The organism is Legionella micdadei (assembly GCF_000953635.1).
GTDB classification, from domain to species: Bacteria; Pseudomonadota; Gammaproteobacteria; order Legionellales; family Legionellaceae; genus Tatlockia; species Tatlockia micdadei.
The window spans coordinates 2,349,600-2,366,424 of the sequence record NZ_LN614830.1; the positions used below are offsets into that span (position 1 = coordinate 2,349,600).

Genomic DNA, 16,825 nt, shown 5'->3' on the forward strand with positions numbered 1-16,825 from the left:
AAATAAATCCAACTGAAACCCTTCACCTATTGGATCTCATCCCTGAGCTATGAGAAACACTTTTATCCTGCGCTGGTGCAGGTTGTTTGTTTTCAGCAAAAGATTTAGCTAACGTTTCGAAAGCAAATTTACCGACACCTGGTTGTTTTGACAATTGTGAGCATTGAGCTAACTTATCCAAATCATTTTTAGTTAAAAAGACCGAACCATTCTGTGGCGTTTTCATTTTCCCAGGACCAAAAGTATGGCTATGGATCCCATATTCTTTATATAGTCGATCACAAAAATCCTGGGCTTCTTTTTGCGAACTAAATTTAATTCTCATCGCCTGAGGATCATGGCCTTTTTCATTTGCCCGGGTGTTATGTACCATTTGCACATCAATTTTAGTATCAAGATTAGCCATGGCACTTTTTACAGAGTAAGTTGCCAGCAAAGTAGATACTTGATTACTATTAATTCCCAATCTTAAACAACCATCAAAAACAGTTTCTTTATTTGACACTAGCGGAATTGTCCCTTTTTTTAGTGAATTTTCAATTTCACCGGGTGATAAAATCGGGGCAACAAAGTAATCACTCCCCTTGAAACTAAAAGGACCGGTTCTTGGCGGTACTCGATTTCCTGCATCAAACCTTAAATTTTTGGCCTGGACACTATGTGCTAAAGATGCACTATGATTATGCTGTAATTCCTGAAAGGCTTGTGCAGGATTGGGAATTCGAGGTGTTTCTCCATTTTGACGTAACAACCTGTTCCCTTCCTCTAGAATCAAAATCCCTAGCATATTTAGCCCATCCCCTTTGGGGCCAGTAGCCCAGTTCACGTCTTTTGAGCTTATTTCAACTGGAAGGATGCCTTCTCGTGCGCATTGCATCGCTGTTTCACGCAACTCAGGGTACTGCTGAAGCTTCAGGTTAATCACCGTACGCATAAAATCGACGCCCTTTTTTTTGCCAGTGGGGTTCAGGGTTTTATGAAAATCAGCCTCACACAAGGCATCAAACGATGTTTTATCTGTTACCTTCAGACCATCTTTTTTTAATTGATCGAGGTATTTATTAACCAGGGTATCGTAGTCCCCACGAGGTTTATATTCGTTCCTTGTTCCTGCGTGCGTCCGCTCAATTTCATCTAGCATACGAGTTAAGGTCCTTTGTGCTGGATCCTTGTCGTTCAGTTTACTTTTTAAGTGGAGGATTTTTTGTGCGTGGTAAGCATGCTCTGAAGAGAGCCAATTAAATGTACGAGCTTTACCATCAATAGTCACTGTTTGCTTAATCGGATAGATGCCCGAAGGAGTAGTATTAGCAAAAGCACCGTAAGGCTTAAGGCCAGGATCCTGGAAAGGCGCAATTTTAAATCGACCCAATGAAACAAAAGGGGCTGGCATAAAAATCTCCATCAAATAAATTTAAATATAGTTGATCCCCATGGATCTTGAATGGGAATCCAGATGATGGAGGCGATAATAGACAGATGATGAATACTTCGGGTCTAAAACAAGTACGCAAGGATGTCAGCTTATGCTGCCAACCAAACTACCATATCCAATAACTTACCACTCAAATCCAGCCATAGTTAATGTGCCGCCAGAATGAATGATAAGTATATTACCCTTAAGTTGTTCGCTTTCGATACGCTTTCTTGCTGAATGGAATAATTTGGCAGAGTAAATTGGGTCAGCCAATAAACCCTCCTCACGTGCTAGGCGACCCATTTCTTTTCTTATGGTTTGATTGATGGACCCAAATGATTTTGCGGTGCTCGGATAAAAACAACATACGTGTGCGGGGATCTGCCCTATCCAACCTATCAGTTTGTGCTGAAACGTTTTTTCGTCATCTGCCAATAAAAGCACATGAATGATTGCTGGATGATTTAATTCCATTAATCCTTTAATTAATGCTGCAGCAGAAAAACCAGTACCGGCATCGACAAAGATATGTTGAAAAATTACCCCTGATAATTTCTCATTGTGTAAAATATCCGTTGCAATACTACTCGCTCCAAGCATCGCCTCTGCAACACTAGCCCCCTCACTAAGGACAAATCCAGGCTGGTGAAGTTCTTTAAGATAATGATTAGCGAGTTCTTCAACGTTTGGCCAATCATTACGATCAACCCAAATGATTTCGTCTTCAGCCAAAAAGAGGCGACTTAATTTAAAATTGCCTTGGATTTCAAAATTTCGCGGTTTGATCAAAAAAGCAGTCAGTTGTAACTGAAGTTCTCTTGCAATTTGAAGCGCAGCAAGTAAGTTATTGGATTGAGGTCCGGCAATAATAATAAGATGCTTTATACCATGATCAATGAGATGAGGTATTAAACTCGCATATTTACGCAATTTCGAGCCACTAATTCCGCAACCTAATTCATCATCTCGTTTAACGTAGCAAACAACGCCTTCATTAGGGAAATGATTTAATTTATGAATTCGACTGGTTAAATTCCACATGAATAAAAGTTCTTTTTAGACAAGATTAGTCGCAAATGCTACGCTGTTAGGGGACGAATATATTATCAAAAACGATGCATCATGTAATGAGACGAATTCAATGGCATTAGCATTTCTCATTCTAATTTTAAGTTTGCTCAGTTATCCGCACCCTGCTTATGCAATTCCGCCTCCAGAGACCTTTCTTTTTATTGGGGGGGGAATCATTCCTCCTGCGTTATTTATTTTTGGTATCTTAACCCTGCTCCTCAACTACCTTTGGGTTAAAACTAAACTATTTATTGTCTGGCAAATTTACTTGACTCGCGTCGTAGCTAGTTTGGGTATCGTTGGATTAATTTTACTTTTGACCTTCTTGACTTATAACCTAGCAAAAAACCAAATCCAAAACACTCCCGTTACTCCTGAAGAAGTTTATCAATGGCAAAAATCTGCCAATCCTCCCCTCTTAGTCGATATTCGTGGAAAAAAGGCATATGAGCACATTCACCTAGTTGATTCCATTGCCCTTCCAGAAAAAGATCAATTACCATTCTTTTTTCATGAGAATCAGCAGAAAAAAATAGTCCTGTATTGTAAGCTCGGGGTTCAATCGGCTGGGTATGATTGGTTGCCAGCAAATTCACCCATCTCAAAAAATGACCTCGCGGGTAATCAATTGTACTTTTTCCCTGGAGGGCTGAATGCATTACTTAACCTTAGGGCAAATAACCCTTTTCCTGTGGTTATGAATATTTCGCCCGAATATGCACATTATTTATTAAAACAGCCACATTTTGTTCTATTTGATAAGTCAGGAAATTTGTCTTTCGAAGACCAGATAACTACCTATCAAAGCTTAGTTGCCAAAGGTCAACGCCCCCTCATGTATCACTCACCTAGCCATGACGAACTTCCAAACCGTTTGAGCAAACTTGGTGTTAAAGAATTTATTTTTATCACGCCCCAAAGCAACCTATCTGTACTGAATCCATTAGTAGCTATCATCACAGCCGTATTCATCCTACTGTATATCATCCGGCGCCGAGAGTTTTTCAAAACCCTTCTAAGCCAACGTTTCAATTATTATCCCTATCTCAGTGCACTCCTATGCACCATCGTCACTGCTTCCTGTTTTTACCTCATCATCCAAATTCCGATCCCCTTTGATCTTGAACTTTATGCAGTCAATGCGCCTTTACCTGTGAATTATTTTTATTTAGTGCTTTGCTATGCCGTTTGGAGTATGAGTTTTTTAGCCAATTTACAATTTCCTAGAAAAACACGTTTAGCTTTATTACGCGAACACATTCTCGAAAGAGTCGTGGCAATTAAACCCAATTTCCGTCTACCTTTATTGAATATTACTCGAAACTTGCTACTCACAGCGCTTTCTGTTTTTTTGATTTATAGTTTTGAGATCCCTTTACAAGTGCTGTTTTTCATCAGTCTCTTTTTATGCTTACCATTTCTAGTTGATCTCGTCTTTTATGCATTTAATCGTTTAAAACCGCTCTCTGTATTGGATTTTTTAAAAAACTGTGGGGTAGATTGCGAGCCCAATGGCCAATCCTTTCTTGAGTTTGATACTTATCATGATTCATCCCTAGGCCAAGTGCAGCTTCGAGTTGGTCAAAATTCAACGATTATTGGGCTTTTTAGTGGCAAACCTCTCTCTGGTTTTTCCAACGATTTGCTTAAAGAAATTAATCTGCAAAAACATTGCCAGCTGATCCGCAAGCTGCTCTTTACGTTTCAACAAGATATCAAACTCAGCTATAATCTGGAAAATTACCTTGTTTCAATCGACCTCTATCATAATCTCAACAACCCACGTGTGATCAATCGTCATGCTTTCCTAACCCATGAACCACTTTATGACGATAAAATTGGTTCAAGCCACTTCACTGCCACACGTTTTCAAGAGGGTTTTGATGAGCCTTCACCACTCATGATCGATATTCTAAATCACCGCTGGAATAAAAAAGGCGGCTGCATTAAAGCGCTGCGTAAACTTGGATATTTTATTCAATCAACTCCTGCAGCAACCCAACAACTTCTTGGATTATCTTATCGTATTTACCTCGATGAAGGCTTAGAAAAAAGCGTTTTTGCAGCAGGAAAAATCCAGGGTTATATTAGAAAAAAATTAGTCCATGTTGCATGCAAACTCGCACTCGAACGACTGGTTTTCGATTATTATGGTTCCATCTTACCAAGAACAGAACTAAAGCTTTTAAAGGGAATACAACGTCTTAAACAACCAATTTCAACAAAACATTTGAAACGGCTAATTAATCAAGTCTTATCCAATCTTTACCAAAATAAATGGCAATGTTATAGCGGCATACTCCATCGTCATGTCTATGATGAAATGCAGGAAAAATCTTATCCACTAACAGCAAAACGATTCACCCTTCCAACACCACAATCCTACAGTTTAGCTGCGGATCAATTCATCTTTGATCAAAATCGCGATGCTCAACAAGACTCTTTTTTTGCAGCAGAGGCTTTTCGTGAAAAAATGCGGAACTTGCAGTTAAAAGAATGGCAGTTCCTTGGCTTATTATTAGAAAAACTACGTCGCCAGCTCGAATTACCTTTTGATTTGAGTTATTTGTTAATCGATGATTTTCGTCGGCTCCCCAAAAATAAATCAGCATTAATTGAATTATTAAAGGAACGAATCGCACAATGGGAGCTGCAAAACCAATTGAACTTCCCTTTGAATTTTTCCCATCAAGAGCTTGAGCGAGGTTTTTTTATTCCTGATGCAGAGGATAAAGCATCTTTTACTCCGCTTCGAGTAGCTGGAAGCCAGACAAAAGTCGGAGGAATTGCCGTTTATTTTGAGCCCGACTTAATTCTTCACCAGTTGCCAAACAACAGCTTATTGCTAGCTGAAAATTTATCACCAGAACAGCTTCTCAACTGCCAACATATTCGTGGTGTGGTATTAGCCAAGGGAGGGGTGTTAAGCCACACTTCGATAGTTGCCCGTGAAAAAAATCTCAATTTAATTATCTTTTATCCTATCCATACGTTAAAACCTCGATCTAGGCTTTTGCTTAGTGGTAATCAGGTTGTCCCTATACAGACAAAAAAGATAAATTGGTGCTTTTTAGATGAGATCGATAACAATGAAAAAATTGGCAATAAAGCAAACCGATTGAAAATAATTGAAAAAAATGGAATTAACATCCCTTATTCACTGGTTTTGCAGCACGATTCAGTGCAAGCGATCAGCCAGACAAAAGATCAGCAAAGTATGGAGGACTATGACAACGATTTACAACAATTGCTCAATCTTTTTGATTCACCAAATCAGGGTTTTATCATTCGATCCTCGACTAATTTAGAAGACAGTGAACAGTATAGTTATGCAGGTTTATTCTATTCGCATCACGTAACCAACAGTAGTGATATTATAAAGCACATTAGAATTGCTTGGCAGAAAATTGAAGAAATCCTACCCTTACTACCCCATTACTCCACAAAACAAGATAAGTTGAGCTACCACATCCTCCTGCAACCTTATCTTCTGGGAGAATATGGCGGTGTGTTATTTACTAAGAGCGTAAACCCCGAATTCATGTATGTGGAAATTGCAATTTCTGGTGCGGAAGGAGTAGCGCAGGGTGATGAATTGCATGCTTCATTCTATTTAGATCAACAAGGACAAACTCATCAATATCAGGGGTATAAGACGACGCTAACCCACAACCAATTACTCACACTTTACCACTTGGGGCGCAATATTGAGGCACTCTTTGGCTGCCCCCAAGATATAGAATGGCTTATATCCGGTGGACAATTTTACGTTCTTCAAAGTAGGGATATTACGGCTTAGGAATATTCAATTAGTCCTGCACGCATTAGATCATTCCTAGGTAAGAGAACTTCCACAGAGTATCTATCAGGACCTGCTTTACCCATAACAGGTAGCCTTGCTCATTAAAATTCATGTATCACAGCACCACTAGCATTCTCTACAAATTTCATCCATGACGGATCTTGTAAAGCTTTTTCCGCATCTTTTAAACCCGCTTTCCAGTGCTCCCTTATGGCGTCATGTGAGAAATTATAATCTTTACTCCATAGGTTGCATTGACGATCGCGATAATGGAATCTGGCAATATTTAATGCGGTAGGATGCCCTAATTTTTTGATTTTATTCAGTGCTTTTTCGAGTTCAGGATGATTTATCCTCGTTTTCCCTAATTCATGTAACGAATGTTGGAGGAAATGCAATTCACTAAAATAGTGTAAAACCCTTTGATGGCGGCTTGCGAATTCCAGTTCTTTTTTGTATTTGTAGACTTCCAAAAGAGAAGAAGGCAAATAGTTCGGAAAGGAAAAAAGATTCACTATAATGCACAACAATTTTTGAGGCGCTTTTTCTTCCAATAAAACCGCAAATGGCGTATTAGAACTAAGCCCACCATCCCAATAATACTCATCATCAATTTTAATCGCCGGAAATCCGGGTGGCAAGGCGCTGCTTGCCATGATGTGCTGCGGGCCAATGGTTTCACAATAATTATCAAAATAAACTGTTCGTCCAGCTTTAATCCGCACAGCCCCTAAGGTTAAACGAACTTTCTTTTGATTGATTAAATCAAAATCAATCACTTTTTTTAATGTTTCATATAACTCGCTTGTATCATAAAAACTAATTTTATCGGGGGTAGAAGATAGAAGCATTTGTAGGTTAAAAATTCGTGGTTTAAAAAAATTGGGTAGTCCGAATAGTGCGGCCAATTGTGCATACCAATGATTTTGGAATTCTTGGACTAAAGAATTGTCTTGCGTATCAAAATAACACGGGTATGGAAAAGTAATTGAATTCCAGAACTCATGTAATTTGGGGATTCTGTTTTCTGGTTTATTTCCGGCAATAATTGCCCCGTTAATAGCCCCTATGGATGTTCCTACTATCCAATTCGGATGACAACCGCTTTCGAGCAGTGATTCACACACGCCCACTTGATAAGAACCCAAAGCGCCACCGCCTTGTAACAGGTAAACAATTTGATCATGAGACTTGTTTTGAGCGGCCATACTAAACTTTCCTATGGGAATCTTTATCGCATGAATTGACTATCTGACAGCACACGATTGAACTCTTGCAGCATTTATAAGGCAAAAATAATGCCATGAATTGCGCTATCTGTTGCCAACTGACTTTGAACATGACTTTAATTGGCGGATACTTGATCGATGCTTCTGTTAGTCTGAGGTCCCTTTTTTATTTTTAAGCTTCGACCCTGGTTCTTTAGGCGGATAAATTTCTTCCAAAGAAACTGAAGTGTCATTTGCGGATACGATTCGCACATGATGTCGTCTTAATTCCCTTGGTTCATCCACTCCGCAGGAATGGCAAATCACACCTACTTCGTAAGTCAGGTTCCGAACGTAATTATTTACCCTTTCTGCTTTGCTGATCGGATCGAGGCCCCTGGTAAGCCACTGGCTATGTGTGGCAATGCCAGTAGGGCATGTATTTTTATGACATCGTAATGCCTGGATACACCCTAAAGAAAACATAAAACCACGTGCCGAATTAACAAAATCAGCACCAACGCATAATGCCCAAGCAACCATCTCGGGCGTAATTAACTTTCCTGAAGCAATGATCTTGATGCGATCGCGCAGATCATATTCCACTAGGGTATCAACAAGAGCCGGCAAGCTCTCCGATAAGGGCAAACCCATGTAATCCGCTAAGGTGACTGGGGCTGCACCCGACCCGCCCTCTGCACCATCCAACGTAATGAAATCAGGAGCATATTCCTTTCCTCTTTTAATGATCTCCTGACACAGAATATCCAACCAATCATAATTTCCGAGCACAACTTTAAAACCGGTCGGCTTGCCAGTTACTGTTCGTACATGATGAATAAAATCCAATAATTCATTCGAATTAGAAATTTCAGGAAACCGGTTGGGGCTTATAGAGTCTTTATAAGGTTCGATGTCGCGAATGGCAGCAATTTCCTTTGTTACTTTTTTTGCAGGCAATAATCCTCCTTTACCTGGTTTAGCTCCCTGACTTAATTTGATTTCAAACATTCTGACTTGTGGATAGGCAGCCGCTTTACGCAATTCTTCGTCCGATAAGTTGCCTTTTTTATCCCGGTAACCGTACTTTGCTGTGCCAATTTGGGCAACAATATCACATCCCCCTTCTAAATGATAAGAGGATAAACCACCTTCACCCGTATTCAACCAACAACCAGCCTTATATGCCCCGTAAGAAAGCGCTTTAATAGCATTTTTGGAAATCGAACCATAGCTCATGGCCGAAATATTAATTAACGAATTAGTCGTGTAAGGATAACGGCAATTTTTACCCACCGTTATTGCTTTAGCTTTAACCACTTCCCGCTGAAGTATAGGAAAAGGGGAATCAACAAAATAAATGGCACCAGTTGTTTTGAGGTTGCGAGTTGTTCCGAATCCAATAGTGGTATCGATGTTTTCTGATGCTTCATAGACCCATGTTCGTTGGGCTCGGTTAAAAGGGAGTTGTTCCCGGTCACGCGCATAAAAATAATCCCTTAAATAAGGACCTAACCATTCTGCAATGTATCGAATGTAGCCAATTATTGGGTAATTTCTAAGAACACTGTGTTTTTTTTGAATTATGTTCCAAATGGCTAAAAAAAAGAAAACCGTTAATAGACCCATCCAAATGCAACTAGAGAATGACGGTATAAATTTACCCATGGTTAACCATGACTCCTTTCATTAATAAGCTATCCCTGGCCTACTATTTTCTAAGGATCGTTCTTTGATTTCGAAGAAAAGAAAAGATATTCTTTTTTTGAGAATAGGTGGTTTGGATCTATAAGTCAAAAAGGAATCCCTCGTAAATCAAAACCAAGCTCACTTTGGACAAAAAATATTGCGTCACGAAGAAATTGAAAATCATTATGTTGGTAATTGGTTTTGTAAAGCAAAATTGAACTAGTTTAGCTTAATTTTCAGCTGTAAAATCAATTGTCAACAGACCCTAATACACCATACAAATTAAGGATAATTGATTATGTGTCGGTTTATTGCTTATCTTGGGAAACCTTTTGTTTTACATGATCTCCTATACAAACCAGTTAACTCTTTAATTAAGCAAAGCATTCACGCACAAGAAATGGAACACCCGTTGAATGGAGATGGTTTTGGTATAAGCTGGTACGTGAAACAACTTGATGAATATCCTGGCGTTTTTAAATCGATACAACCCGCATGGAATGACTCGAACCTGGAAACGCTTTCGACAAAAATCTTCTCCGGGTGTATTCTCGCCCATGTTCGGGCAGCCAGTCGAGGTGATGTGAATATTTTTAATACCCATCCGTTCATCTATAAAGAATATTGTTTTATGCATAATGGTATTATCAATGGTTTCGATAAATTAAGGCGCCAAGTCACAAATCAATTGTCAGATGAAATTTATCACTGGATTAAAGGGCAAACTGATTCTGAATTGTTTTTTGCTGTATTTTTAGATTTCTTAATTCGTTCAAAAAAAACATTCGATATCCACGTTTGTGCGGATCTTGTCCGAAAAACACTGGATTATATTGAAACCCTTCAACAAAAATCGCATATTAAGGAAATGAATTTTATAAATGCGGTGATAAGTAACGGCAAAACCCTTTTAGCCATGCGTTATGTTTCAAATAAAAATGAAAAAACAAGAAGTCTGCATTATGCAATTGGTAGTGGATTTAAGTATCAAGACGGCTATTGTCATATGGGAAACTCTGAAAATCAGGCTAAACAATCAGTCCTGATTGCTTCAGAGCAACTAACGAGCCATAAAGTAGAATGGCACAATGTTCCTACAAACCATTTAATACTGGTTGATGAAGCATTCCAGCTTGAAATACAAAGCATTTAGATGTTCCTATCCCTAAACAATATTCTCACTTTTTCCCTGGAAAACCGATTTACCGCAAAATGCACCTGCAAAGCCAAGTTTCCTTCTACCTTGAATAAGCAATTCGCTCCATAATTAGTCGTTTGGCTTAAGTAACCCTGTTAGCGGTTCACTCAAACTCAGTGAAGTTGAATAAGTCATCGGAATTTTTTCTTCATCAAGCGCTTTTTTAATGCTCGTAAGCACCTCATCAAGCGAATGACGAAGTTGGCTAGGCGCAGGTTTTGCCCACCAATATATTTCAAAATCGATACCATTAGATGAGAAGGATACAACATAAACTTGAATGTATTTATCTTTAGAGACACTCTCGCATTGTTCGACCGCTTTTCTAATCGTTGTGCGGGCTTTTTCCACATCAGTACCGAAATCAATACTACAGGTAACCTTTTTTCGCCTAAGTGTTGTGTCGGTCAGTATTTGCACTGTACTCGTAAACATTTTCGAATTGGGTATAAACGCCCTTGTCCCATCTGTTTTACGCAGATGAGTATTTTGAACAGAAATGCGATGCACATAACCTTGTTGTGAATCAACTTCAATAAAATCCCCGATACTGAAAGGTTCTCTAAATAAAAGCAAAATACCTGTAAAGAAATTTTCGAAAATATTCCTGAACGTGACGCCAATAGCAACAGAGGTTAGTCCAAATGTAGTCAAAATATCCGCAGTGGTAATCGAGGGAACAACTATTGCTAAAATGACTAAGGCTCCAATAAACCATACAAATATAATTGTTAATTTACGCGATATGATGACTAAATTTGCACGGATTGACATTTTAGGTAAAAGCGAGCTCACAATACGCCCCATCACCTTGCTGATAAAGTAGGTAACAATCGCGATAATAAATCCAATGATGATATTAGGAATGAGAGCGAGAAAATTTTGTGCAAATTTGTCTAATGCTTTTAAGATAATCCCTAAATAATTCATTTTGATTTCCTTATCTTGCACTGATCCAATTTTTATTCTCTTACTTCGTGCGAAAATCATTGCATAGCGGGATTAGTAGCTGCCTAGCGACGATTCGCTTTTTTAAAATTATTCATATAGGATGAATATATACCCTCGTACTAAATAATCCTATGGCCATCATACGAAAAGATCCAAAATCGAAGGCATCGAGAAAAATTGCTATCGCAAGTTTTATTGGAACAACAGTTGAATGGTATGATTTTTATCTTTTTGGTACAGCATCCGCATTATTTTTCAACGTTCTTTTTTTTCCTAAGTTCAGCCCCTATGCAGGAATAATGGCAGCCTATGCAACCTATGCTGTAGGTTTTTTTGCAAGACCTTTGGGTGGTATTATTTTCGGTCATTATGGGGATCGCATAAGTAGAAAAAAAATGCTCGTTGTTACCCTATGCTTAATGGGTGGATCGACGTTTTTGATCGGGTTACTTCCTACCTATCATACAATCGGCATATTTGCACCCATATTGCTCGTGCTTTTACGATGCCTGCAAGGAATTGCGGTCGGTGGTGAGTGGGGGGGCGCAGTGGTTATGTCCGCTGAAGTCTCCCGCAAAAATGAAAGAGGGTTTTACGCAAGTTGGCCAAACTCTGGAGCGCCATTCGGCTTAGTCATTTCTATTGCAATGTTTCTTATTTTTTCATCGCTTCCACGTGAACAATTTTTACTTTGGGGTTGGCGTATCCCTTTTTTATTGAGTTTTGTTGTCGTGCTTTTAGGGCTTTATCTCAGATTAAAAATTATGGACAGCAAGGTTTTTGAAGCAGCTAGAAAGCATAAGCGGTTCCCTAAAGTTCCTGCCTTGGAAATGTTACGCTCCCATTTTAAAAATTTTATCCTTGTCATCGGTGCTCGTTTTGTTGAAAGCGCCTCTTTCTATGTCATGACGGTTTTTGTGCTTAGTTATGGCACTATAGAGTTGCAATTACCCCAAAAAACCCTTCTGTACGCAGTGATGATGGGGGCGGCTTTGGAGCCGTTCTTCATTCCCTATTTTGGGAAACTTTCTGACCAGATTGGACGTCGCCCGGTGTATATCGCAGGTGCTTTATTGATGGGGCTGTTTGCTTTTCCTTTTTTCTGGTTATTACAAACCAAAATTCCTCTTTTGATCTATTTTGCTTTAATATTTGGCATGTGCATCCCCCATGCAGCAATGCACGGGGTTCAAGGTGCATTTTATACTGAACTCTTTAAAACACGTATTCGTTATAGTGGAACAGCGATTGCTTATCAGTTATCTGCAGCACTCTCCGGTGGATTAACTCCATTAATTGCTACTGGATTAGTGAATTGGACTCACGGGAAAACTTGGCCCGTTTCTGTGTATTTAATCGTATTAGCCCTAGTTACTATTGTTAGTGTTTATTTGGCAGTAGAAAAGGCTCAAGCGGATATTTCGAAATAATAATTGGAGAATGTTTTTTCCCGCGCCATACCCAGTCAGAACGTATTTCCGTATTTGTACTGAAGTCAGTAATTCCCTATAATTGAAAATTTTTAAATCTAGGTGTTTAAAATCGTGACTTCTGTTTTTGATCTTGATGATTTGGAGTTTTTAAGAGTTAATGGCTTAGCATTACGGCATGTCGAACTAGAAAAGGGCCTTGATGAGCAAAAAAACGGCTCCGGTAGAGGAGATGCCGTGAGTTTAGCTAACTATGGCTTAAATGAAGCATTCTCCTCTTTCAGCCATTCTATTTCTGATGAGAACTGCGTCACGTTACAAAAAGAAATTGAACACTTTATTTTCAATTCGCTTCAGCACTACCATTGCCCTTCTAATCACTTTAAGGACGCAGCTTTTCATTTGATGCTTAGAGGGGATGACGCTCGTGTTCCTTATGATTTTAAAAGTTACCCCCTTGGTAAATGCGGTACCCATGCTTTTTCAGCTGCCCAGATTGTCTTCAGTATCTTTACCAATAACTACCAAAATGAAGATATTCACCATGCAACGATGCAAATTTTTCTTGAATTTAAGGACAAGCTCAGGCAATTAAAAATACAAAAAGCACACGAATGGTTATCTTTAGCTAAGCAGAATGAGACAAAAGAATCAGCAAAGCTTGTTGCCCTATTGTCTAAATTAATCGAGGTATATTCTGAAAACATTTATCTCGATAAGCCCCTATTTCGCCTGGTAGACAACCTAGTTAAGCAGCCACAATATGCTTTACATGACATTGAAGGGTTAGAAAGGATCCTCTCTAACCTAAGTAGTGAGAAGAAAGGTGAATCAACTTTGGTTTATTCTTATGAAGAAGATAACTGGGATGAAATGGATGAGCGAGCCCTGAAATCAAGGCTACTTCACTATGTTGCTAACCAAAATTTGCCTAAAGTTGAGATGTGTTTAAGTCGGCTACCCAAACGCGCTTTTACAACCATCGATCGAACCATGGGATGCCCCCTACAAATTGCAGCTTCATTACCCTGTACTGCCATTTTAAAAGCTATTTATGAATTCGATCCCGGCTACTACGATTTACTTATGAGTGATGAAACTCTTAGTACGCCTATTTATTTATCATTTAGAACAGCTCAATACGGGAATACGGACTTCTTATTATCAAAACGACAGGTCCTTTCACGAGACTTATCATGCTTCAATGCGCATATTTTTGGCAATCCACCTCAATTCAGTGAACGCTTTTTTCAGGTACTCGACCGTTTACTGGAACAAGGCGCTACTCTTGGAAATGAAATTAAGGGATTACATAACAATCCTTTTGCCATTTGGATGAGGCAATTAGGCTATTCTAACGTTGATCCAGCAACTCTACTTAAACGCCTTCTACCCCATACGGATTATCACTCCAAATATTTAGGGCTTCTTTCTTGTTCTTTGGAGCTATATTACCTCTGTAATCAGTCAACGACTGAGTTAACATTGGACTCGAATGTAGAAGCATTCCTAAGACTCCGAGCAGCGATATTTGAATCCCTTTCTTTGGAAGAATGCAAACACATTAATGAATTAGTAAGTACAAAGTGTTATGCAGGAAATGCCGAGGAAAGGCTTTATAACGACCTTGCCCAATCAGCAATGTCTTCTGAGCAAGCAAAAAAATTTCAGCTCTGTTTTAATCCTCAAGCTGCCGAAGCTGAAAAACAAAATTTTCAAATCACCAACCCTAATCGATTGTGGTACACACTCTCTCAACCCCAAACCACCAACGTTGAAGCCTATCAGGTGGAAGATGATCAGGATGATATTGTGGATTCAGGCATATCAATTCCGTGTATCCTTATGTAAGGGGGCAACGTAATGGAGTAAAAGAAAACCGGATTGTTTGAATCATTTGCCATGCGATTGGTAGACATTATAGGGCAGAATTAGGTTCTTGATTCACGCAAATACCATGGAATTGTAATGATAATGGTGCGTTGATCGCGTTCTAAAAAAAGCAAAGTCCGAAACCCTGTTGCATGAACATTATGCAGTAAAAATTCGTACCAGTGCGGTTCGATGAGTTCAGGGATAATGATTGCTATTAACTGGCCAGGTTTTTCTTTTTTTACTTTTTTAATGAATCTCATAAAAGGCCCATAAATAAAGCGGTAAGGTGATTTAACGATTTTTAGTTTCGGCACTGCTGCGTGCTTTTTTTTGGCTGGTTTAACTACATTTTTATCCCATAACTCTTTCACTAACTGCTCATTTCCCTCCCTATCAATTAAAACTGCTGTGATGTCATCTGAAAGAAGCATGGCAAATTCAATTGCACGGACAGCCACACGATCCACGTTTTGAATGGGAACAACAACCACAGGCGGTTTTAATTCAGCAACATCCAACTCTAGTGGCGAACCAATTTCACGCGCTATTTTTTTATAGTGCCGGCGAATCTGCAGCATTAGAAAAGCAACCATTGGAATAAGGACTACAACGATCCACGCACCTTCTATAAATTTAGCGGCGATAATGATGATCAGTGCTAAAGCGGTTGATGTAGCGCCCAGCGCATTAAAAAATAATTTAATTTTAGCCATGGGCTTATTCTTGTTCCGTAGCCAATAAACAACCATTCCACTTTGTGAAAAAAGGAATGCAGTAAACGCCCCAACGGCAAATAAGGGGATTAGACTTAATGTAATTCCTTTAAAAAGGATGAGAAGCAACCCAGCAAAGATTGCTAACAAAATGATTCCGTATGAAAAAACTAAACGGCGCCCTCGTTCAGCAAAAAAATGAGGAAGAAAGTGATCTTCCGCCAAAAATCGACATACTCTCGGAAAAGCAATAAAACTGGTTTGTGCTGAATTGACTAAGACAAAGAAAATAATAAAGATAGAAAAATAATAAAATATTCCCTTGCCAGTAGTTACAGCAATCAACTGAGATAATATTGTTTGATAGCCTGGATTTTTTTCATCCATGGCTACAATATGATAAGTTGGGATTAAATACCCAAGAATTAATAAAAATAAAGCTAGCGTAAGCAAAATTACAGTTAAAGTCCATCTGGCATTTCTAACCCTTGGATTACGAAACAGTGGAACAGCATTGCTGACTGCTTCAATCCCTGTCATCGCTGTCAGCCCATTAGCAATCGCACTTAGAATCAACCATCCGCTGATGGTTTCCGTTGCAGGTGGGAATTCTGGAGGCGATACCAATGGCTGAGGATGCCCTCCGGTTCGTAAACTCTCAAATAATCCAATTAACATTGCAATAGAGATACAGACAATAAATAACAACGTTGGCGTAACAAACGCTAATCCAGATTCACGAACACCACGCAAATTAAGGAAGGTAAGGAGAGTCAGAACCAAAAGACAAAGCAACAGTGTATAAGGTTGAAGTATAGGGATCGCTGAAACGACTGCGCCAACTCCAGCTGAAATGCCAACGGCAACATTGAGAAGATAATCGATTAATAAAGCGATTGCAGCCCATATACCTGCTTTTTTGCCAAAATTATCACTCGCAACAATATAAGCTCCTCCGCCCTGAGGGTACGCAGCTGTAGTTTGTTGATAAGAGAGGTAAAGCATAATAAGAACTGCAATGACTGCTAGCATGATGAAGGAAAAATAATGAAGCCCTGCCATGCCTAATGGTAATAAAATCATTAAAGCGGCCTCAGGACCATAAGCAGTGGAGGCAAAAGAGTCCAAGCCTAAGGCAGGAATGCCGGTAAGAATGCTAAGTTCTTGCTTCTTACGTTGGCGTAGGGTTAAAGGCTTCCCTAAGATTTTATCAATGAGTGACATCCTATCACCTTTAAGACCTATCAAAATCTATTTACCCAAGGCCAATTTAGAGCTAGAAACAATCAATGCCGATACCCCTACATTCTAGTACATCTGTTATGGTTTCATCCTCTATACCATGCAACCCAGTTTGTAGAACTTCGCCTACTTCAATATAGTATAGGTCAATTGAAGTGAATGATTGGAAATCCCATTGCTTGGGTAATCAATGTTACTTGAAATGGTTGCCCCTTAAATTATTGTCCGT

The 16,825-nt window shown here is 39.2% G+C and carries 10 protein-coding genes; 4 read left to right on the forward strand and 6 right to left on the reverse strand.

Annotation, left to right across the window (positions count from 1 at the left end; genetic code table 11):
• Positions 1 to 22 precede the first annotated feature (22 nt).
• Positions 23 to 1,393 carry an NADAR family protein gene (locus tag LMI_RS14930; protein ID WP_052679537.1) on the reverse strand — a complete coding sequence of 457 codons (1,371 nt, stop codon included), beginning with the start codon at positions 1,391 to 1,393 and terminating at the stop codon, positions 23 to 25.
• 165 nt (positions 1,394 to 1,558) lie between these two features.
• Entirely contained in the window at positions 1,559 to 2,458 is a 900-nt protein-coding gene (locus LMI_RS10510) for a pyridoxal-phosphate dependent enzyme (RefSeq protein WP_045099757.1), read from the reverse strand.
• Positions 2,459 to 2,558: 100 nt separating this feature from the next.
• Between LMI_RS10510 and LMI_RS10515 the strand changes: the two genes are divergently transcribed.
• A complete protein-coding gene (locus LMI_RS10515) occupies positions 2,559 to 6,287 on the forward strand; it encodes a PEP/pyruvate-binding domain-containing protein (protein WP_045099758.1) in 3,729 nt (1,242 codons plus the stop codon).
• Positions 6,288 to 6,391: 104 nt separating this feature from the next.
• Here LMI_RS10515 and LMI_RS10520 read toward each other — a convergent pair whose 3' ends face one another.
• Positions 6,392 to 7,498, reverse strand: coding sequence for a patatin-like phospholipase family protein (locus LMI_RS10520; RefSeq protein WP_045099759.1), 1,107 nt, complete (start codon positions 7,496 to 7,498; stop codon positions 6,392 to 6,394).
• A gap of 168 nt (positions 7,499 to 7,666) precedes the next feature.
• Positions 7,667 to 9,166: an FMN-binding glutamate synthase family protein gene (locus LMI_RS10525; RefSeq protein WP_045099760.1), complete on the reverse strand. Its 1,500-nt coding sequence runs from the start codon at positions 9,164 to 9,166 to the stop codon at positions 7,667 to 7,669.
• Between the two features lie 319 nt (positions 9,167 to 9,485).
• Here LMI_RS10525 and LMI_RS10530 point away from each other — a divergent pair, with 319 nt between their 5' ends.
• Positions 9,486 to 10,340 (forward strand): class II glutamine amidotransferase, encoded by an 855-nt coding sequence (locus tag LMI_RS10530; protein WP_045099761.1) that lies wholly within the window; start codon positions 9,486 to 9,488, stop codon positions 10,338 to 10,340.
• A 114-nt stretch (positions 10,341 to 10,454) separates the two neighbouring features.
• Here the strand turns inward: LMI_RS10530 and LMI_RS10535 are convergent, their stop codons facing one another.
• Positions 10,455 to 11,315 carry a mechanosensitive ion channel family protein gene (locus LMI_RS10535; RefSeq protein WP_045099762.1) on the reverse strand — a complete coding sequence of 287 codons (861 nt, stop codon included), beginning with the start codon at positions 11,313 to 11,315 and terminating at the stop codon, positions 10,455 to 10,457.
• Between the two features lie 152 nt (positions 11,316 to 11,467).
• On the opposite strand from LMI_RS10535, the gene LMI_RS10540 reads away from it, so the two are divergent.
• Positions 11,468 to 12,766, forward strand: a complete 1,299-nt coding sequence (locus LMI_RS10540) for an MFS transporter (protein ID WP_045099763.1) — start codon at positions 11,468 to 11,470, stop codon at positions 12,764 to 12,766.
• A 114-nt stretch (positions 12,767 to 12,880) separates the two neighbouring features.
• Complete coding sequence (locus LMI_RS10545) at positions 12,881 to 14,617, forward strand: hypothetical protein (protein ID WP_045099764.1); 1,737 nt, start codon at positions 12,881 to 12,883, stop codon at positions 14,615 to 14,617.
• Positions 14,618 to 14,697: 80 nt separating this feature from the next.
• Here LMI_RS10545 and LMI_RS10550 read toward each other — a convergent pair whose 3' ends face one another.
• The gene (locus tag LMI_RS10550) at positions 14,698 to 16,578 is read right to left on the reverse strand and encodes an APC family permease (RefSeq protein ID WP_045099765.1); all 1,881 of its coding nucleotides are present in this window, start codon (positions 16,576 to 16,578) and stop codon (positions 14,698 to 14,700) included.
• Positions 16,579 to 16,825 lie beyond the last annotated feature (247 nt).